The sequence below is a fragment of the Ferrimonas sediminicola genome (genome assembly GCF_005116715.1).
Lineage (GTDB): Bacteria > Pseudomonadota > Gammaproteobacteria > Enterobacterales > Shewanellaceae > Ferrimonas > Ferrimonas sediminicola.
Map to the genome: position 1 here is coordinate 1 of NZ_SWCI01000010.1, position 19,726 is coordinate 19,726.

The window sequence follows — 19,726 nt, forward strand, 5'->3', positions numbered from 1 at the left end:
AATTTCGTCTGACGACCATAGCGCTGTGGTCCCACCTGATCCCATGCCGAACTCAGCAGTGAAACACAGTAGCGCCGATGGTAGTGTGGGAGTTCCCATGTGAGAGTAGGTCATCGTCAGGCACCAATTCCTTGATGTGAGAGTGCTAATTAGGTTCTTGCGTCAGGCACCAAATACAGTGTGCTGATATAGCTCAGTTGGTAGAGCGCACCCTTGGTAAGGGTGAGGTCCCCAGTTCAAATCTGGGTATCAGCACCAGTTACATGGAACCCCGGTTTAACCGGGGTTTTCCATATCCGCAGAGCGGATGCCGAGTCTGCTGATATAGCTCAGTTGGTAGAGCGCACCCTTGGTAAGGGTGAGGTCCCCAGTTCAAATCTGGGTATCAGCACCAGATTAAGCCCCGACCGAAAGGTCGGGGCTTTTTTGGTTTCTATGCCATAAAACTGATTTTACGGATAGATCTCCTTACTATTGCCATCGTTTCAACCCTGCTCTAGTGTGAGTCTCACAAGGAGGAGCCTATGAAGATTGAGATGATCTGCACCGGCGAAGAGGTGCTGTCGGGCCAAATCGTGGATACCAATGCCGCCTGGGTGGCCAACACCCTGATGGAGAGCGGCTACGAACTCAGCCGCAAGACTACGGTGGGTGACCGGCTGGAGGACCTGGTGCAAGCGTTCCGGGAGAGCGCCGCCAGGGCCGAACTGGTGATCGTCAATGGTGGCCTCGGTCCCACCAGCGATGATCTCAGCGCCGAGGCCGCCGCCCAGGCCCTGGGAGAGCCGCTGGTGATGTTTGAGCAGTGGCGTGCCGCCATGGAGCAGATGTTTGCCGCCCGGGGCAGGACCATGACCTCCAGTAACCTGAAGCAGGCGATGCTGCCCACCTCTGCCGTCGTGGTGGATAACCCGGTGGGTACCGCCTGTGGTTTCCGGGTTAAGCTGGGTGACGCCTGGTTGTTCTTCACTCCGGGCGTGCCCCACGAGCTGTTCCGTATGGTGAAGGAGCAGTTGTTGCCCTTCCTGGTGGATCTGGACCCCAACAGCGGTGGGTCGGTAACCGTGCACAAGCTGCTGACCCTGGGACAGGCGGAGTCCGCCATGGCTAATGATATTGATGAGATTGTCATGGCCTGCCCCGACGGCGTCAGTATCGGTTACCGCGCCTCCATGCCCCATATCGAGGTGAAGTTGTTCCATCGTGCTCGGGTGGATGAGACGCAGTGGCAGGCCTACCTGGCCGAAGTCAGACGGGTACTTGGTGATTCCCTGGTGGGCGAGAACCAGAAAAGCATGGGGGAGATCCTTCACTCACTGTTGGTCGATTGCGGTCAGACCCTGGCCCTGGCAGAGTCCTGCACCGGTGGCATGGTAGCGGATCAGCTGGTGACCCAGGCGGGGAGTTCCGCCTACCTGCTGGGTTCGCTGGTGACCTACAGCAACAGCGCCAAGCAGTCCCAATGCGGGGTCCGGGCGGATACCCTGGCGAAGCACGGGGCGGTGTCGCTGGAGACGGTGGCGGAGATGGCCGCAGGGGCACGCCGTGCCCTGGGCAGTGATTATGGCGTCAGTGTCAGCGGCATCGCCGGGCCAGATGGTGGCACCGAGGAGAAGCCGGTGGGAACCGTCTGCTTCTGCGTCTGCAGTGACCGGGGCCGCTGGAGTCAGGCCCTGGCGTTTGGCAGCGGTGGCAACCGGTCGCGCACCCTGATTCGGAAGCTCTCCACCGCTGTGGCCCTGGATATGCTCAGGCGTCATCTGCTGGGGCTGGACCCCGTGGCCGACTACCCCTTCCTCACCCGGATCGAGGCCCGACGCGGCTAGTCACTGTGGCCATCCAGGTGGAAGCGGATCACCCCGGGCTCGATGGTGATCTCCCGGCCGAATCGGCCCAGAATACCCTGGGCCCAGTCGCCGTCATCCAGGGTATAGATGGGCTGGCTGGCCAGGAACAGTTTGACCGCCATCAGGCTTTCCTGGCCCAGGCGCTCCAGCGGCAGTGACAGGTCGTCCGGCTCTGCCTTGACCTCCACCAGGGTGAGATCCCTCAGGTAGATTCCCCTGTCTTCCGGACGGTACCAGGGGGTGGCAGCCAGGGTGGCCGTCAACGACGCCCGCAGTGGCAGCAGCGGGGTACGTACCACGAACTCCGACCGGGTGGTGACCTGCACCTGGTTCTTCCGGTGGCGACCGATCTCCACGTCGATGTGGTTGAGGCGGATCTCGGTATCCAGTACCGGAACAGGCGAGTGCCGCTCCTCGATGGTGAGCTTCTCCCGCAGGTAACCCTCCACCTCCCTCTCGTCGAGGGTATAACTGGTCGCGCATCCCGCCAGCAGCGCGGGCAGTGCAACCAGAATCAGCCTCTGTCGCAGTCTCATCGACCCCTCCATAAAGAGAAAGCGGGCCTGAGCCCGCTTGTTGTCTTAGCCTGTGTTGCGCATACCGGCGGCGATGCCGGCGATGGTGACCATCAGAGCCTGCTTGATGTCATCCAGCTCCTCCTCCTTGCCCCGGCAGCGGCGCAACAGCTCCGCCTGCAGGAAGTTGAGGGGATCGATATAGGGGTGGCGCAGCTCGACCGATTCCCGGTTCCACGGGGTGTGCTCCATCAGAGTCTGCTCCTGGGTCAGCTGCAACACGGTGCGGATATCCTGTTCCAGCTGTTCGCGCAGGGCATGTCCCAGGCCATGAAGCTCCTCGGGCACCAGTACACGATCGTAGTAGGCGGCCAGGTGGGGTTCCGCCTTGGCGTACACCATCTCCAGCATGGAGAGGCGGGTGCGGAAGAAGGGCCAGGACTGGAACATGGCGGTCAGCGTCGGCTGTTCACCGCCATCGATCGCCTCCTTGAGGCCGGCGCCGGCCCCCAGCCAGGCGGGCAGCATCAGCCGGTTCTGGGTCCAGGCAAAGATCCAGGGGATCGCCCGCAAGGACTCCACTCCGCCGTCGGCGCGGCGCTTGGCGGGGCGGCTGCCCAGGGGCAGATCCGCCAGCTCCTGCTCCGGTGTGGCGGCGCGGAAGTAGGCAACAAACTGGGGCTCCTCCCGAACCACGGCGCGATAGGCGGTGACCGAGGTATCGGCGATGCGATCCATCAGGTCACGCCAGGCCTGCTTGGGCTGTGGCGGAGGCAGTAGGGTGGCCTCTAGCACCGCAGAGGTGTACAGCGCCAGACTCTGAACCGCCACCTTGGGCAGGCCGAACTTGAAGCGGATCATCTCCCCCTGTTCGGTGACCCGCAGACGGCCATCGACGGAGCCCGGGGGCTGGGACAGGATTGCTTCGTGGGCGGGGCCGCCCCCGCGGCCGATGCTGCCGCCGCGGCCGTGGAACAGGGTCAGGGCGACATTGGCCTGCTTGCACACTTCGACCAGCGCCTCCTGGGCACGGTACTGGGCCCAGGAGGCGGCCATCACCCCGGCATCCTTGGCCGAGTCCGAGTAGCCGATCATCACCTGCTGCTTGCCGCGGATGTAGCCCAGATACCAGTCGATGGCCAGCAGCTGCTCGATACACTGAGCCGCATTCTGCAGGTCGTCAAGGGTCTCAAACAGCGGTACGATGGGCATGGCAAAGGTGCAGCCACACTCCTTGAGCAGCAGTGCCACCGCCAGAACATCTGAGGGGGCGCTGGCCATGGAGATCACGTAGGAGCCCAGGGCCTCCGGATGCTGCTGGGCGATCAGCTTGCAGGTGTCCAGCACCTCCCGGGTATCCTCGGTGGGCGACCAGGTGCTGGGAAGCAGCGGACGACGGTTGGCCAGCTCCCTCAGCAGGAAGGCCTGTTTCTCCTCCTCCTGCCAGTGCTCGTAATCCCCGAGGCCGAGATAGCGGGTGATCTCGGCCAGGGCGCTGGTGTGACGGGCTGAGTCCTGGCGGATGTCCAGCCGAATCAGGCCAACACCAAAGCAGTGCAGCCGTCGCAGGGTGTCCAGCAGCAGGCCGTTGGCGATCAGGCGCATCCTGGATTGCACCAGGCTGTCGTAGATCAGCTGCAGCGGCTCCAGCAGCTCCTCCTTGCTGGTGATCTTCTGCTCCGGTTCCAGATAGGGGGGATAACCGTCGAGGCAGGCATGCACCTCCTCCAGGTTGATCACCAGCTTGTCCCTCAGCTGGCGCAGCGCCACCCGATAGGGTTCATTGGATTCGCCGACCCGGGCCCGCAGTGCTTCGGTGCATTCCGCCATGGAGAGTTCACTGATCAGCGTCTTGATGTCGGCCAGGTACAGGTTCAGGGCAATCTTACGGTTCTTCAGCAGAACCCTGGAGGTCACCTTGGCGGTGACATTGGGGTTGCCGTCACGGTCGCCGCCCATCCAGCTGGAGAACTTCACCGGTACGGTGTCCGGCGGCAGCTGTACGCCGGCGTGGGCTTCGAGGCGGTCGTTGACCTGGCGCAGGAAGTCCGGCACCGCCTGCCACAGGCTGTCCTCGACCGCAGCCCAGCCCCAGCTGGCCTCATCTTCCGGTGTGGGACGCTGGGTACGGATCTCATTGGTGTGCCAGATCTGGGCGATCAACTGGCGCAGCCTCAGCCGCTGCTGCTGCAGCTCCCGCTCGCTGAGCTGGGGATTCTCCAGTTCGGCCAGGCATTCGATGATGGCACTGTACTTGGTGATCAGGGTGCGGCGGGTCACCTCTGTGGGGTGGGCGGTGAGCACCAGATCGATCTCTAGCCGTCCCAGCTCCTCCAGCAGCCTCTGGGGATCCAGCTGCGCTTTGCCATTGAGCAGTCGGCCCAACAGCAGATCGACCGGATCCGGTACGCACACCAGCTGGTCGCAGTTGCGGGAGATGGTGTGGAACTGCTCCGCTAAGTTGGCCAGATTAAGGAACTGGTTGAAGGCGCGAACAAAGGGAACAAGCTCTTGATCGCTCAGCTGATCCAGCAGCTCCAGCATCTTGTGACGCGCACCGGGCTCGCGTTTCCTGGAGGCCTTGGAGAGCTGGCGGATGGACTCCACTTTATCGACGAAACCTTCACCCAAATGGTCGCCGATGGTCTCCCCCAGCAACTGCCCCAACATGCTGATGTTGGCCTTGAGTGGTGCGTTGATGTCGCTCATGTTGATGGTTCTCCCTCTGCATAAATACCGCACTGCGATCGGTCAAAGTATCACGAATGGCTGGGCTCAGATAGTCCGGCCAGTGATATTAAACAGTCGTTTACTCCCCAGATAAGCAAAATTTATTGATGAAGTGGCCAAGCAGCCTTGGGGTAGAGGTGAGATATTCCATGGCCAGGTACTCATCGGGCTGGTGGGCCTGCTCAATGCTGCCCGGCCCCAGCACCAGGGTCTGGCACCCCAACTGATTGATGTAGGGGGCCTCGGTGGCGTAGTTCACCGCCCTGGCCTCCTCGCCACAGAGTTGGGCCGCCAGTTTCAGCAGGGTGTCCTCTCCCTGATAGGCGAAGGGCTCCGAACCCGGGTAGAGGTGACTGAGACTGACCGCGCCGGGATAGCGGTCGTTGACCGGCTTGAGCGCCTGCTCCAGAAGCTGCTGCAGCTGTTCCAGGCTCATCCCCGGCAGGGGGCGCAGATCCAGGTGTAGGGTGCAGCAGCCGCAGATTCGGTTGACCGCATCGCCGCCGTGGATGTGACCCAGGTTGAGGGTGGGGTAGGGGACGGTGAACTCCGCCTGGTGGAACTCGCTGACCAGGGTGCGCTTGAGTTCAAGCAGCCGGCCAATTACCAGGTGCATCACCTCGATGGCGTTGAGCCCCTTGTCGGGATCCGAGGAGTGACCGCTGCGGCCGGTGACCCGGATGCCCAGGGCGGCGTGGCCCTTGTGCATATGGACCGGCTTAAGGCCGGTAGGCTCGCCGATAAGGGCGTAGTCGGGAGAGATCGCCGCGCCGGCGGCAAACGCCTTGGCGCCGGCCATGGTGGTCTCCTCGTCGGCGGTGGCCAGCACATAGAGGGGGCGGGTCAGCTTGGCGAGATCCACCGACAGCGCCGCCTCCAGCACCAGGGCAAAGAACCCCTTCATGTCGCAGCTGCCCAGACCGTACCAGCGGTTGTCCCGCTCTTCCAGGATAAAGGGATCCCGGCTCCAGCGTCCTTCATCATAGGGGACGGTGTCGGTATGCCCCGCCAACAGCAGCCCACCAGGCAGATTGGGGCCGATGCGGGCCAGCAGGTTGGCCTTGCCCGGCTGGCCCGCCAGGGGCAGAATCTCACACCGGAATCCCAGCTGGCTGAACCAGTCCTCGAGCAGTTCGATCACCGGCATATTGCTCTGGTCCCACTGGCTCTCCAGGGCGCTGATGGAGGGGGTGGCGATCAACTGCTGGAAGCGGTGCTTCAGGTCCGGAATCTTCTTCATAATTAAAAATTCAAAAAGGTTGCATAAATATATGTTGATGGTAGTCTATCAAGGTCGCAGCCGTTAGACGATAGCCAAGGTTATGAAAACTCAAATCAGCACAGTACAGACTCCCCTCCTACGACGACGATAAACCTTTATCGTTGCCGCCCCTGCTGGCGCCTCTCCGCTACCCTTATATTTGCTAGTTAACGGACACAACCTCATGACCACTATAGCCGTAATCGGTGCCTCCGGGTACGCCGGCGCCACCTTGGCCAAACTGATTGCCAGTTCGCCGGCCCTGACCCTGGGCGGACTCTATGTTTCTGAAAACAGCCTGGATGCAGGCAAGCCGCTGAGCCAGCTCTACCCGGGGATGTTGGGCGTGGTGGATCTTCCCCTGCAGGGGCTGAGTGCCCAGGCACTGGCCGGGTTGTGTGCCCAGTGTGACGGGGTGGCCCTGGCTACCGAGCACCTGGTGTCGGCCTCCCTGGTGCCCCAACTGCTGCAGGCGGGGTTGTCGGTGTTCGATCTCTCCGGCGGCCACAGGTTCAAAGACGCGGCCATCTACCCCACTTACTACGGCTTCGAACACCCTCACCCGGCCCTGCTGCTGGAGGCGGAGTATGGCCTGGTGGACTGGTACGCCCACACCCTGAAGGGCTGCAAGCTGATCGCGGTGCCGGGCTGCTACCCCACCGCCTCGCTCCTGGCTCTCAAGCCCTTGAAGCAGGCCGGCATTTTTCAGGAGTCGACCATGCCGGTGATCAATGCGGTCAGCGGGGTCAGCGGCGCCGGGCGCAAGGCCCAGCTCAATACCCACCTGTGTGAGGTGAGCCTGACCCCCTATGGGGTGCTGGGACACAGACACCAGCCCGAGATCGAGACCTACCTGGGACAGCCGGTGGTGTTCACCCCCCACCTGGGCAACTTCAAGCGGGGCATCCTGGCCACCATCACCTGCCAGGTGAAGCCGGGCACCACGGAGGCGGAGATCGCGGAAGCCTTTGAGATATATCAGGGTAGTGACAAGGTGAAACTGCTGCCGGCAGGCAGTTGGCCTAAAGTAGATGATGTGGCGGGCAGCGATCTCTGTCTGCTGGCGTGGAAGCTGGATTCCCAGCGTAACGTCCTGGTGGTGGCCAGCGCCATCGATAATCTGATGAAAGGGGCGGCCAGCCAGGCGCTCGAATGCATAAACATTCATTTTGGTCATGAGGTGTATTCATGAAGCTGATGGTGATTAAGGTGGGGGGCGCCCTGCTGGAGTGTGACAAGGGGATGAGCCGGCTGTTCGATACCCTGACCAAGCTGACCGCCCAGGGGTGGCAGCCGGTGCTGGTCCACGGTGGTGGAGTGCTGGTGGAGCAGCAGTTGAGTGCCAACGGCATGACCTCCACCAAGCATCAGGGCCTGCGCGTCACCCCAGAGGAGCAGATGCCCATCGTTGCCGGTGCCCTGGCGGGGATTGCCAACACCAAGCTGGTGGCCGCCGCCAAGGCGTCCGGACTCAACCCGGTGGGCCTGACCCTGGCGGATGGTGAGATGGTCAGCGCCCGGGTGCTGGACCCCCAGCTGGGCTGTGTCGGTCAGGTCGCGCCCAAGAGTGGTGCCTTGCTGTCGGCCCTGCTGACCTGCGGCATGCTGCCCATCATCAGCTCCGTCGCCGCCGACGAGCAGGGGCAGCTGCTCAACGTCAACGCCGATCAGGCCGCCACGGTGATCTGCCAACTGCTGAAGGCGCCGCTGACCCTGCTCTCGGACGTGTCCGGGGTACTGGATGGCAAGGGTCAGCTGATCGCCGAATTGACTCCGCAGTTGGCCCAGGAGCTGGTACGCAGCGGCGTCATCGAGGGCGGAATGAAGGTCAAGGTGGAGGCGGCCCAGGCGGCGGCCCAGGCGATCAACAACAAGGTGACGGTGGCCAGCTGGCGCCACCCGGAACAGCTGGCGGGCCTGGTGGATGGCCACAGCGTCGGTACCCAGATTTTTCCATAAGGAGCGTCGGATGCAGCATCTGTTAACCCTGAAACACTGGAGCAGCGCCCAGATCGAGGCGGTGCTGGAGAAGGCCCTGGCCCTGAAGGCGGACTACACCCCCTATCAGGAGGCCCTCAAGGGCAAGAGTGTGGCCACCCTGTTCGAGAAGCCCTCGTTGCGGACCCGGGTCAGCTTCGATGTGGGGATCAACAAGCTGGGAGGCCATGCGGTCTATCTGGATCAGCAGAACGGCGCCCTGGGTCAGCGGGAGTCGGTGAAGGATTTTGCCCAGAACCTGTCACGCTGGTGCGACGCCATCGTCGCCCGGGTGTTCGAACACACCACCCTGGAGGAGCTGGCGGCCCATGCTACGGTGCCGGTGGTCAACTCCCTGTGCAATCTCTATCACCCCTGCCAGGCGATGGCGGACATGCTGACCCTCAAGGAGAGGTATGGCTCGCTGAAGGGCAAGACCCTGGCCTACGTCGGCGACGGTAACAACGTCACCCATTCGCTGATGATCATCAGCGCCAAGCTGGGGGTGAACATGGTGGTGGTGTGCCCCCCCGGTCACTTCCCCGATGGCCAGCAGGTGGTGGAGGCCCAGGCCCTGGCGGCGGAGCATGGCACCACGCTGACCCTGAGCAGCGAGCTTACGGCCCTGAAAGGGGTGGACGCCATCTATGCCGATACCTGGATCTCCATGGGCGACGACACTCCCATGGAGCAGATCACAGCCAAGTTCGCCCCCTATCAGGTGAACGCCAAGATGATGGCCGACAGTGGCGCCAGCTACTTCCTCCACTGTCAGCCGGCCCACCGCGAGGTGGAAGTCACTTCAGAGGTGATGGATTCGGAGCTCTCCCTGGTAATGGACCAGGCGGAGAATCGGATGCATGCCCAAAACGCCATACTTCTGACCCTAATTTGAGGACAACTCTATGACAACCATTAAAAAAGTCGTTCTGGCCTACTCCGGCGGCCTGGATACCTCTGCCATCATTCCCTACCTGAAGGAGCAGTATGACTGCGAAGTCGTCGCCTTCGTGGCCGATGTGGGCCAGGGGGCCGAGGAGCTGGAAGGGGTGGAGCAGAAGGCCCTGGCCTCCGGCGCCTCCAGCTGTCATGTGGTGGATCTCAAGGATGAGTTTGTCGCCGACTACATCAACCCCATCCTCAAGACCGGCGCCCTCTATGAAGGCACCTACCTGCTGGGGACCGCCATGGCCCGGCCCATCATCGCCAAGGCCCAGGTGGAGCTGGCCCTGCAGGTGGGCGCCGACGCGGTGGCCCACGGTTGTACCGGCAAGGGCAACGATCAGGTGCGTTTCGAATCCACCTACGCCGCCCTGGCGCCCCAACTGAAGGTGATCGCCCCCTGGCGGGATTGGACCATGAAGTCCCGGACTGACCTGCTGAACTACCTGGCCAGCAAAAATATCCCCACCACCGCCAGCGCCGAGAAGATCTACAGCCGTGACGCCAACTGCTGGCACATCTCCCACGAAGGGGGCGAACTGGAGGATCCCGCCTGTGAGCCCAGCGACCAGGTGTGGACCTGGAGCGTCTCGCCTGAGCAGGCGCCGGACCAGGCCGAGTACGTCACCCTGGCGTTCGAGGCCGGTGTGCTGACCCAGGTGAACGGTGAATCGATGACCCCCTACAACGCCCTGGTGCTGCTGAACGAGCTGGGTGCCAAGAATGGCGTGGGCCGCATCGACATCGTCGAGAATCGGCTGGTGGGGATGAAGTCCCGTGGCTGTTATGAAACTCCCGGGGGCACCATAGTCAATGCCGCGCTGCGCGGTCTGGAGACCCTGGTGCTGGACAAGTCCGCCTTCAAGTTCCGTGAGCAGGTGGGCCTGGAGTTCTCCCATGTCCTCTATGACGGCCGCTGGTTCACCCCGGTGGCCAAGGCGCTGCTGGCGGCGGCCACCAGCCTGGCCGAGCCCCTGACCGGTGAGATCACCGTCAAGCTTTACAAGGGCCAGGCGGTGGTGGTGAAGCGGTCCAGCCCCAACAGCCTCTATTCCGAAGCCTTCTCCACCTTCGAGGAGGATGAGGTGTACAACCAGAAGCACGCCGAGGGCTTTATCCGGCTGTTCTCCCTCTCCAGCCGGATTGCGGCACTGCATAAGGAGCAACACTGATATGGCGCTATGGGGTGGACGGTTCAGCGGCCCGGCAGACAGCCGCTTCAAGCAGTTTAATGACTCCCTGCCGGTGGACTACCGGCTGGTGCAGCAGGACATCACCGGTTCCATCGCCTGGGCCGGCGCCCTGGTGCAGGTGGGGGTGCTCAATGAGCTGGAGCACGGTCAGTTGATCCGTGCCCTGCATCAGCTGGCCCAGGAGGTGACCGACGAGCAGATCCTGGCGTCCGGTGCCGAGGATATCCACAGCTTTGTGGAGCAGCAGCTGATCGCCAAGGTGGGCGATCTGGGCAAGAAACTGCATACCGGCCGCTCCCGTAACGACCAGGTGGCCACCGACCTCAAGCTGTGGTGCAAGGACCAGGGTCAGGAGCTGATCGAGGCGCTGGTCAAGGCCCAGCAGCAGCTGTTGACCCTGGCGGAGCGGGAAGCACAGACCGTGCTGCCTGGCTACACCCACCTGCAGCGGGCCCAGCCGATCACCTTCGGTCATTGGTGCCTCTGCTATGTGGAGATGCTGGAGCGGGACCTGACCCGGCTCAAGGATGCCCTGACCCGGCTGGATACCTGTCCCCTGGGCAGCGGAGCCCTGGCCGGTACCGCCTACCCGGTGGACCGTTTCGCCCTAGCGGCGGAGCTGGGCTTCCGTGGCCCGGTGACCAACAGTCTGGACGCGGTCTCCGACCGGGACCACGTGGTGGAGCTGTGCAGCGCCGCCGCCACCTCCATGATGCACCTGTCACGGATGGCGGAGGATCTGATCTTCTACAACAGCGGCGAGGCGGGCTTTATCGAGTTGTCTGACGCGGTGACCTCCGGCTCCTCGCTGATGCCGCAGAAGAAGAACCCCGACGCCCTGGAGCTGATCCGCGGCAAGGCGGGCCGGGTCTATGGTGCCCTGATGGGGATTCTGACCACCATGAAGGCCCTGCCGATGGCGTATAACAAGGATATGCAGGAGGACAAGGAGGGGCTGTTCGATGCCATCGACTCCTGGCTGATGTGCCTGGATATGCTGACCCTGGTGCTGGAAGGGGTGAAGGTCAACAGCCAGCGCACTCTGGCGGCGGCTCAGCAGGGGTACGCCAATGCCACCGAGCTGGCGGATTACCTGGTGGCCAAGGGGATCCCCTTCCGCGAGGCCCACCACATCGTCGGCGAAGTGGTGCTGGGCGCCATCGCCCAGGGCAAGGCCCTGGAAGATTTCACCCTACAGGAGTTGCAGGAGTACAGCGACACCATCGAATCGGATGTCTATCAGCACCTGACCATCGAGGCGACCCTGGCCAAGCGGGAAGCCCTGGGGGGTACCTCCATCAAGCAGGTGCAGCAGGCGCTGGCACTGCAGGCGGTCTCCCAGATCGAGGTACCCGCCATTGAGGAGGCCCTGGGGGCCAGCCAGCAGCGGCTCAATGCTCACGTGGCGGAGATCCTGATGGTGCGTCCTGCCCGCCTCTCCGACGTGGATGCCATCACCGGCATCAACGATCACTGGGCGCTGCAGGGGGAGACCCTGCCACGCAGCCGCGACCAGGTTCTGAGGGACATCCTCGACTTCGCCGTGGCTGAAACCGAAGGCCAGGTGGTGGGTTGTGCGTCCCTCTACATCTATGAGACCGGGCTGGCGGAGATGCGCTCACTGGGGGTGTCTCCCGAGCACCAGGGTCACGGTCAGGGCAAGGCCCTGGTGGATTACATGCTGCAACGGGCCAGGGAGCTGGAGCTGCAGCGGGTGATCGTCCTCACCCGGGTGCCCAAGTTTTTCGCCAAGTCCGGCTTCGAACTGACCGAGATGGAGAGTCTGCCGGAGAAGGTGATGAAGGATTGCGAGCTGTGCCCGCGCAAGCACGCCTGCGATGAGGTGGCCATGGAGTACCGCTTCTAGCCGAGTGGCCAAGAGAAAGGGGACGCCTCGGCGTCCCCTTTTTGTTGGTCTAGAACAGCTCCTCGGTCTCCTGCTCGAACACCGGCTGTTCGCTCTGCTGGGACTCGGCGTACTCCGTGGGTTCGGTGCCGGCGATGAAGTACTCGAACATGGAGCTGTAGTCGTTGCGCCGGGACAGCTTGCCGGTGGCCAGATCGATGCGGGCGGTGACCACCCCTTCAGGGGGAGTACGGCTCTCGCTGGGTACGCCCTGAAGGTAGTGGTACATGAACTGGTTCCAGGCGGGGCCGGCGGTCTTGGCCCCGGACTCTGCGCCGGTGATCTGGCCCCGGGGACCGTAGTTGTCCCAGGCGGTGCGCCCCAGCTCGCGGCTGTGGTCGTCGAAGCCGACCCAGGCGGTGGCGACGATGCCTGGACCGAAGCCGGAGAACCAGGTATCCCTGGATTCATTGGTGGTGCCGGTCTTGCCGCCGATGTCCCGGCGTTTAATCAGCTGTGCCGCCCGCCAGGCGGTGCCGTTCCAGCCGGTGCCCTGACTCCAGTCGCCCCCTCCCCAGACCACGCTGCGCAGGGTGTCCTTGATCAGGAAGGCCACCTGGGGGGAGAGGATGATCGGCGCCAGCTGTTCTTGAGGGATGGGGCAGACGGCCGCCAGGCTGTTTTCTTCAGGCTGGGAAGGCTGCGCCAGGGCCTTCAGGCACTCGTCACAGGCCAGCCTGGGCTGGGCCTGGTAGAGCACCTGGTCCAGGGCGGAGTCGACCCGCTCGATCACGTAGGGGTCCACCTTGAAGCCACCATTGGCAAAGGTGGCGAACCCCCGGACCACCTCCATCGGGGTGGCAACGGCGCTGCCCAGTGCCAGGGATTCGTTGCGGGGCAGATCGTCTCGGTTGAAGCCAAACTTCACCAACTGGTCGATGGCGCCGTCGATGCCGACGTGGCGCAGGGTTCGCACCGCCATCACGTTGACCGACTGGCCCAGGCCCTTACGTACCCGGGTGGGGCCGGTGTAGACATCCGGTGAGTTTTTCGGGCGCCATGCGGTGCCCTGGCTGCGATCCCACTGGTTGATGGGGGCGTTGTTCACCAGGGTGGCCAGGGTGTAGCCGTGCTCCAGGGCGGCGGAGTAGATAAAGGGTTTGATGTTGGAGCCCAACTGGCGCTTGGCCTGGGTCACCCGGTTATACTGGTTGTTGCGGAAGTCGTAACCGCCCACCAGGGCCTGGATGGCGCCGTTGTCCGGTCGCATCGCCACCAAGGCGCTGCTGACCTCGGGGACCTGGGCCAGCATCAGGCTCTCTTCGACCTGCCGTACCCAGATCAGATCACCCCGGCTGAGTACCTCGCCAGCACTGTTGATGGCGGGTCCCTGGCGGGTATCGGAGATGAACTCCCTGGCCCAGTTCAGCCCCTCCCAGGGAATGAGGCGATGCTGGCCATCGCGGGTGAACACCCAAGCCTGCTTCTCTTCGACCCCGGTAACCACCGCCGGCTCGAGATCCTCCACCGGGGTCACGCTGGCCAGCCTCTCCAGCATCTGCTCCCGGGTCCAGGTGGGATCCTCCGCCGGGGCCACGGCCCGGGCAGGGTCCGTTTCCGCACCTGGCTGGGCGTTTGGCTCGGGCATCTGCCACAGGGAGGCGATGGGGCCGCGGTAGCCGTGGCGACGATCGTAGGCGTAGAGGTTCTCCTTGACCGCCTGCCGAGCCATCGTCTGCGCTTCGGAGGTGATGGTGGTGTAAACCTTGTAGCCGCCGGTGTAGGCCTCCTCCTCACCATAGCGCTGTACCATGAAGTCGCGGGCCATCTCGGCCACGTAGGGGGCACTCAGCTCGATTTCGGCGCCATGATAGCGGGCGCTGACCGGTTCCAGCCGGGCCAGCTCGAACTCCTCCTGGCTGATGGCACCCACCTCCAGCATCCTGCTCAGCACCACATTGCGCCGTTTCATGGCGCGCTCCGGGTTGCGGATGGGATTGGCGGCGGAGGGGGCCTGGGGCAGGCCGGCGATCATCGCCATCTGGGCCAGGTCCAGCTCGCCTACCTCTTTGCCGTAATAGACCTGTGCAGCGGCACCCACCCCGTAGGCGCGGTTACCCAGGAAGCTGCGGTTGAGGTAGAGCTCGAGGATCTGCTCCTTGGTGAGCAGCTGTTCGATCTTCAGTGCCAGGAAGATCTCCTTCACCTTGCGAATGTAGGTCTTCTCGCGGGTCAGGAAGAAGTTGCGCGCCACCTGCATGGTGATGGTGCTGGCGCCCTGGGCCTTGCGGCCGGTGGTGATCAGCACCACGGCGGCTCGGATCACGCCGATGGGATCCACCCCCTTGTGCTCGAAGAACCGGGCGTCTTCGGTGGCCAGGATGGCATTCACCAGTTGGGAAGGCACATCGTCGTAGCGAACCGGAATGCGGCGCTTCTCACCAAACTGGGAGATCAGCTTGCCGTCGGCACTGTAGATCCGCATCGGGGTCTGCAGCTGCACCGTCTTCAGGCTGGTGACATCGGGCAGGCTCGGGGCCACCCAGAAGTAGAGTCCGGCGATGCCCGCCACACCCAAGAGTCCACATACCAGAAAAATCCAGAAAATTCGCTTTAACCAGCTCACCAGCCACCTACATCAGGGTTGATTCAAGCCCACCAGTATACCGGTTCGCGGCCAATGCTCAAAAAACAACTCGGGGGCCGAACCGGGCGAAAGCTCAAAAATCCATCCCTGTGCTACGCTCAAAGTACGCAAAAGGAGTTGCGCAGGAACAGGATAAGCAAGGATGTTTTTTCGGTTCACTAGGCCGGTCCTCCCCCTGGTGGGGGTGGACATCGGTTCCTCCCATCTTAAGGCGGTGATGCTGCAGCGGGATGACAGCGGCTACCGCGTGTCTCTGGCCCTCGCCCTGCCTCTGGCCGACGGCGACCCCGATGCGGCCCTGGCCCGGCTCAAGTCGCTGCTGCCCAAGGGCGCGACCCGGGCGGCGGCGGCCGTCAGTGGTGCCACGGTGATGACCAAGGTGATCACCATGGATGCCACCCTCTCCGATGTTGAGCTGGAAACCCAGATAGAGATCGAGGCGGACAACCTGATCCCCTACCCCCTGGATGAGATCAACCTGGACTTTGAACCCACCGGCCGCCCCTCGTCCTCCGGACAGGTGGAGGTGTTGCTCAGTGCCTGTCGCACAGAGGATGTGCAGGCCAGGGTGCGGGCCCTGGCGCGGGCCGGGCTCAAGGCGGAAGTGATCGATGTGGAGGGCTACGCCCTGGGGCGGGCCCAGGTTCTGCTGGAGGAGGATCAACAGGGTGACCTGGCCCTGGTGGAGGCCGGAGCCTGCAAGAGCCTGCTGGCGATAAACCAGGATGGCGAGACGCGGTTTGTCCGGGAGATCTCCCTGGAGAGGGCACGCTTCGCCGAATTTTCAGAGTGGGTGGAGCAACTGGCTCAGCAACTGCAGCGCAGCCTCCAGATCTACCTGGGAGGCGGAGAGGGGCGGGGGGTGCCCAGGCTGGTGATCTGCGGCCACAACCCGAAGGCTCTGGCGTCGCTGCTGGCGCCGCGGCTCGGGTTACCCTGCTGCGGCGCCCGATTGAAGTGCGGCGCCGGCGTCGAGCTGCAGGACCCCGCCCGCTTCCTGCTGGCTGCCGGCCTGGCGATGCGGGAGGCACCATGAGTCGAATCAACCTGTTGCCCTGGAGAGAGGCGCTGCGACGGCGGCAGAAGCGCGACACCGCAGTCGGGTTGGCCGGAATCGCGATGGCCGCTCTCCTTCTGGTGGTGCTGGCCCACCTGCTGGTGGGAGCCAGGGTCGAAGCGCAGAGGGCGAGAAACGGCTACCTGCAGGAGCAGATCACCCTGGTCGAAGCCCGCATTCAACAGTTGGGACTTATTGAGCAGCAGACGCAGCAGCTGATGCAACGCATGGGGCTCATCGGCCGGCTGCAGCAGGAGCGAAGCCGGCCGGTGCACCTGCTCAATGAGCTGCACAGGGTGGTGGTTCCCGGGGTTCAACTCAGCCGGTTGCAGATGGAGGGCGGGCATCTCAGCCTCGCCGGTTACTGCGAGTCCAACAACCAGCTGGCGGAGCTGCTCAGGCGAGTGGAAGCCTCCCCCTGGCTGGAGCACCCCAGGGTTCAGCGGATCCGGGCGGATGATGACGGCCAGAGGCGCCGTCACCGCTTCGAGCTGACCCTGGCACTGAGGCGGGAGGCGGCGGAATGACCCTGGAGGAGCTGAAGGCGCTCGAACTGGAAAACCTGGGTCAGTGGCCGACACCGGTCAAGCTGGCTGCCGCGGCGATGCTGGCGCTGGGGATCCTGGGACTCGGGAGCTACCTGCTGCTGGCCGAGGACCTGGCCCTGCTGAGCGCCGAGCGGCAGCGGGAGAGCCTGCTCAGGCAGGAGTTCAGGGACAAGTATCAGTTTTCCGCCCACCTGGATCGTCATCGGCAGCGGCTGGTTGAGACTCAGGTCGCCCTGAAGCAGCGGTTGGGGATGTTGCCCAAAGAAGATGAGATGCCTGGGCTGCTGGATGACATCACCTACCTAGCCACTCGCACGGATCTGCGCATCGAGGGGATCGGCTGGTTGCCGGAACAGCCGGGTGAGCTCTACGTGGCGCTGCCGCTGAAGATGGAGCTTATCGGGGATTATGCCCAGTTTGGCGAGTTTGCCGCCAGCCTGGCGGCCCTGCCGAGGATCGTCAGTCTGCAGGAGCTGTCGATGAGTGCTCAGCAGCAGGGATTGAGCATCGAACTGGTGGCCCGCACCTACCGGCTGGCTCCCGCCGCCGGGGAGGGGCAGCAATGAGGTGGGGGGCACTGAGTCTGCTGCTGCTGGCGGGGTGCGGCGGCGACAGCGGCGATCTGCACGCCTATGTGCGTCGGGTGCAGGCCAATCCCCCTCCCTACGAGCAGGCGTTGCCGCCGATGCCCCAGTTCGAGGCGGTCGCCTATCAGCCCGGCGAGCGTGTCAGTCCCTTCGTCGATGACGTCCGGCCGGATCTCAGCCCGCACCACGCCCGCCCCGGCTGCCTGGGGCCTCTGGGCGGACCGACGCCGCCGCTGGCGCGGGTGGCACTGGATTCTCTGTCGATGCGGGGCATCCTGATGGAGGGGGAGCGGCGCTGGGCGCTGGTACAGAGTGCTGACGGCCGGATTCACCGGGTCAGGGTCGGCGATCGCCTCGGGTTGTTTGGCGGCCGGGTGGTGGGGATCTCTGACCAGGCGATAGCGCTGGTGGAGCGGGTCGAGCAGGGGATGGGGTGTTACGTGGAGCGGCAGGCCAATCTGAGTCTGCAAGTGCCGGGAGGGGAGAGTCTATGACGCGACGTGTGTGCTGGCTGCTGCTGATGCTGCTGGGATTGCCCCTGGGGGCCGCCGAACTCAGGGAGGTGCGGCTGCTGGACCTTCCGGGAAGCCGCCTCTCTCTCCAACTGGTGTTTGATCAACCTGGTCCCGAGCCTCAGCTGGTCCTGTCGGAGGAGGGGGCCACCCTGAGCCTGTGGTTCGCTCACGGGCGCACCGCCCTTCCCGCCGAACGGGTTCCGGTGTCGACACCGGAGGTCCGGTCACTCAGCGCCCGCAATGAGGGGGAGGGGGTGATGGTGACCCTGGAGCTGGCGCGCAGCGGGCCCTACCGAGGCCGGTGGCAGGACAACCTCTACCTGCTGACCTTCGCCGATCGATCCGGGGTCGCCGCCGCCCTGAAGCAGGAGACGGAGCATGCTCTGCCCGAGGTCCGGGTGGAGTCGATCCGGTTCCGGCCCCGCGGCCGGGGTGGCGAGCTGGTCCTCAGCCTGGACCGTCCGCCGGGCAATGCCAGAATAACCCAGCAGCCGGGGCGGCTGTCGCTGGTGCTGCCTCATACTCATCTGCCCCGGGAGGCGCAGCGGGTAATGGACCTGTCCGAGCTTGGGACCCTGGTGCGCAGCTTCGAGAGCTTCAGCGAGCCGCTGCAGACCCGGGTGGTGCTGCAGCTGGACGGGGAGCTGCGCAGCAGTCAGCAGCGCCGGGGCAACCAGTTGGTGCTGACCCTGACGCCCATGGTCGCCCATGGCGCGCAGCCGGGGTACCAGGGGAACCGCATCTCGCTGAATTTCCAGGATGTGCCTGTGCGCAGCGTGCTGCAAATCCTGGCGGAGCACAAACAGCTGAACCTGGTCACCAGCGACTCGGTGGACGGCAACCTGACCCTGAGGCTGGACGCGGTCCCCTGGGATCAGGCTCTGGCCCTGGTACTCAAGGTGCGCGGACTGGCCAGTCGCCGTGAGGGCAATGTCCTGCTGGTGGCCCCGAGGGAGGAGCTGGCGGCGCAGAAGCAGGCGGAGTTGCAGCTGCAGCGGGAGTCTCAGCAACTGGCGCCCCTGGTTTCACGACACTACCAGATCAACTATGCCAAGGCCGATGACATCGCCACCCTGCTTCGTGGGGCGTCCGGCAGCAACCGGTTGCTCAGTGAGCGGGGATCGGCCACGGTGGATGAGCGCACCAATATCCTGTTGCTGCAGGACAGCGCCCAGCGGCTGGCGGAGGTGGAGGCCTTGATCCGGGTGCTGGATGTGCCGGTCCGCCAGGTGGTGATCGAGTCGAGGATGGTCAATGTTCGCGATAACGTGGACAGTGAGCTGGGGATTCGCTGGGGCCTCGCCTCCGGGCAGAGCGACGGCTCGGTGTCCGGCTCCATCGAGGGCAATGACAGCATCCGCCAGGGGGTGGTGCCCGACATCGGCGATCGCCTCAACATTAACCTGCCGGCGGTCAGCAGCAACGCCTCCAGCTTCGCCTTCCAAGTGGCCAACCTGGGGGACGAGTTCATCCTGGATCTGGAGCTGTCGGCGCTGGAGGCGGAGGATAAGGGGGAGATCATCGCCAGTCCCAGGTTGACCACTTCCAATCAGTACACCGCCTCCATCGAGCAGGGGGAGGAGATCCCCTACGAGGAGAGCACCTCCAGCGGCGCCACCTCCATCGCCTTTAAGAAGGCGGTGCTCAGCCTGACGGTGACGCCGAGGATCACGTCCGATGACAAGGTGGTGCTGGATCTGCTGGTGACCCAGGATACCCGGGGGCGGGAGAGCGCCAGCGGGGAGGTAGGGATCAACACCCAGCGCATCTCCACCCAGGTTCTGGCCAGAAACGGCGAAACCGTGGTGCTGGGGGGGATCTTCCAGCAGCAGGAACTGAAGACGGTGAGCAAGGTGCCGCTGCTGGGTGACCTTCCCTACGCCGGCTGGCTGTTCCGCCATACCCGTAACACGGCCATCAAGTCAGAGCTGTTGATCTTCGTCACGCCCAGGATAGTAGTGGAGAGCTTTTAGCCTGCGCCGTCACCACTGGAGGCCCCTCTATTGCCTTCACCGGGCCTTCCTTGCGATAATCGTCCACCAAATTTATGTCACAGTGGTG

Annotated in this window: 15 protein-coding genes, 2 tRNA genes and 1 rRNA gene; 14 read left to right on the top strand and 4 right to left on the bottom strand. The window is 63.9% G+C overall.

Annotation, left to right across the window (positions count from 1 at the left end):
- Window positions 1-7: 7 nt before the first annotated feature.
- The 4 genes from rrf (at window position 8) to FCL40_RS13850 (ending at window position 1,826) form a co-directional block, all read left to right on the top strand.
- Window positions 8-122, top strand: a 5S ribosomal RNA gene (gene rrf, locus FCL40_RS13835).
- A gap of 60 nt (window positions 123-182) precedes the next feature.
- Window positions 183-258: transfer RNA gene (locus FCL40_RS13840), tRNA-Thr, on the top strand.
- A 60-nt stretch (window positions 259-318) separates the two neighbouring features.
- Window positions 319-394 (top strand) — tRNA-Thr (locus FCL40_RS13845).
- Between the two features lie 130 nt (window positions 395-524).
- Entirely contained in the window at window positions 525-1,826 is a 1,302-nt protein-coding gene (locus tag FCL40_RS13850) for a CinA family nicotinamide mononucleotide deamidase-related protein (protein ID WP_136853897.1), read from the top strand.
- Here the strand turns inward: FCL40_RS13850 and FCL40_RS13855 are convergent.
- The 3 genes from FCL40_RS13855 to argE form a co-directional block, all read right to left on the bottom strand.
- The gene (locus FCL40_RS13855; RefSeq protein ID WP_169307132.1) at window positions 1,823-2,383 is read right to left on the bottom strand and encodes a DUF1439 domain-containing protein; all 561 of its coding nucleotides are present in this window, start codon (window positions 2,381-2,383) and stop codon (window positions 1,823-1,825) included. The two genes, FCL40_RS13850 and FCL40_RS13855, sit on opposite strands and share 4 nt — an antisense overlap.
- Before the next feature lie 45 nt (window positions 2,384-2,428).
- Complete coding sequence (gene ppc, locus FCL40_RS13860) at window positions 2,429-5,071, bottom strand: phosphoenolpyruvate carboxylase (RefSeq protein WP_136853899.1); 2,643 nt, start codon at window positions 5,069-5,071, stop codon at window positions 2,429-2,431.
- A 100-nt stretch (window positions 5,072-5,171) separates the two neighbouring features.
- Entirely contained in the window at window positions 5,172-6,332 is a 1,161-nt protein-coding gene (gene argE, locus FCL40_RS13865; protein WP_136853900.1) for an acetylornithine deacetylase, read from the bottom strand.
- Between the two features lie 205 nt (window positions 6,333-6,537).
- Here argE and argC point away from each other — a divergent pair, with 205 nt between their 5' ends.
- From argC to argH, 5 genes are read left to right on the top strand one after another with little or no spacing between them, the layout of a single operon-like run.
- On the top strand, window positions 6,538-7,545 hold the full coding sequence (gene argC / locus FCL40_RS13870; RefSeq protein ID WP_136853901.1) for an N-acetyl-gamma-glutamyl-phosphate reductase: 1,008 nt from the start codon (window positions 6,538-6,540) through the stop codon (window positions 7,543-7,545).
- Window positions 7,542-8,312 (top strand): acetylglutamate kinase, encoded by a 771-nt coding sequence (gene argB, locus FCL40_RS13875; protein ID WP_136853902.1) that lies wholly within the window; start codon window positions 7,542-7,544, stop codon window positions 8,310-8,312. Before argC ends, argB begins: the two co-directional genes overlap by 4 nt.
- A 10-nt stretch (window positions 8,313-8,322) precedes the next feature.
- The gene (locus FCL40_RS13880) at window positions 8,323-9,225 is read left to right on the top strand and encodes an ornithine carbamoyltransferase (RefSeq protein ID WP_136853903.1); all 903 of its coding nucleotides are present in this window, start codon (window positions 8,323-8,325) and stop codon (window positions 9,223-9,225) included.
- A gap of 10 nt (window positions 9,226-9,235) precedes the next feature.
- On the top strand, window positions 9,236-10,444 hold the full coding sequence (locus tag FCL40_RS13885) for an argininosuccinate synthase (protein WP_136853904.1): 1,209 nt from the start codon (window positions 9,236-9,238) through the stop codon (window positions 10,442-10,444).
- Window position 10,445: 1 nt separating this feature from the next.
- Window positions 10,446-12,332 carry an argininosuccinate lyase gene (gene argH / locus FCL40_RS13890; RefSeq protein WP_136853905.1) on the top strand — a complete coding sequence of 629 codons (1,887 nt, stop codon included), beginning with the start codon at window positions 10,446-10,448 and terminating at the stop codon, window positions 12,330-12,332.
- A gap of 49 nt (window positions 12,333-12,381) precedes the next feature.
- On the opposite strand, the gene FCL40_RS13895 is transcribed toward argH, so the two are convergent.
- Complete coding sequence (locus FCL40_RS13895; protein WP_407644153.1) at window positions 12,382-14,937, bottom strand: penicillin-binding protein 1A; 2,556 nt, start codon at window positions 14,935-14,937, stop codon at window positions 12,382-12,384.
- A 163-nt stretch (window positions 14,938-15,100) separates the two neighbouring features.
- On the opposite strand from FCL40_RS13895, the gene pilM reads away from it, so the two are divergent.
- The 5 genes from pilM to FCL40_RS13920 are packed head-to-tail and all read left to right on the top strand — an operon-like array spanning window position 15,101 to window position 19,638.
- Window positions 15,101-15,994: a type IV pilus biogenesis protein PilM gene (gene pilM, locus FCL40_RS13900; protein WP_136853906.1), complete on the top strand. Its 894-nt coding sequence runs from the start codon at window positions 15,101-15,103 to the stop codon at window positions 15,992-15,994.
- Window positions 15,991-16,542, top strand: a complete 552-nt coding sequence (locus tag FCL40_RS13905; protein ID WP_136853907.1) for a PilN domain-containing protein — start codon at window positions 15,991-15,993, stop codon at window positions 16,540-16,542. Before pilM ends, FCL40_RS13905 begins: the two co-directional genes overlap by 4 nt.
- A complete protein-coding gene (locus FCL40_RS13910) occupies window positions 16,539-17,129 on the top strand; it encodes a type IV pilus inner membrane component PilO (protein WP_136853908.1) in 591 nt (196 codons plus the stop codon). Before FCL40_RS13905 ends, FCL40_RS13910 begins: the two co-directional genes overlap by 4 nt.
- The gene (locus FCL40_RS13915; protein WP_136853909.1) at window positions 17,126-17,644 is read left to right on the top strand and encodes a pilus assembly protein PilP; all 519 of its coding nucleotides are present in this window, start codon (window positions 17,126-17,128) and stop codon (window positions 17,642-17,644) included. The genes FCL40_RS13910 and FCL40_RS13915 overlap by 4 nt, the downstream gene beginning before the upstream one ends.
- Window positions 17,641-19,638, top strand: a complete 1,998-nt coding sequence (locus FCL40_RS13920; protein WP_136853910.1) for a type IV pilus secretin PilQ — start codon at window positions 17,641-17,643, stop codon at window positions 19,636-19,638. Before FCL40_RS13915 ends, FCL40_RS13920 begins: the two co-directional genes overlap by 4 nt.
- Window positions 19,639-19,726 lie beyond the last annotated feature (88 nt).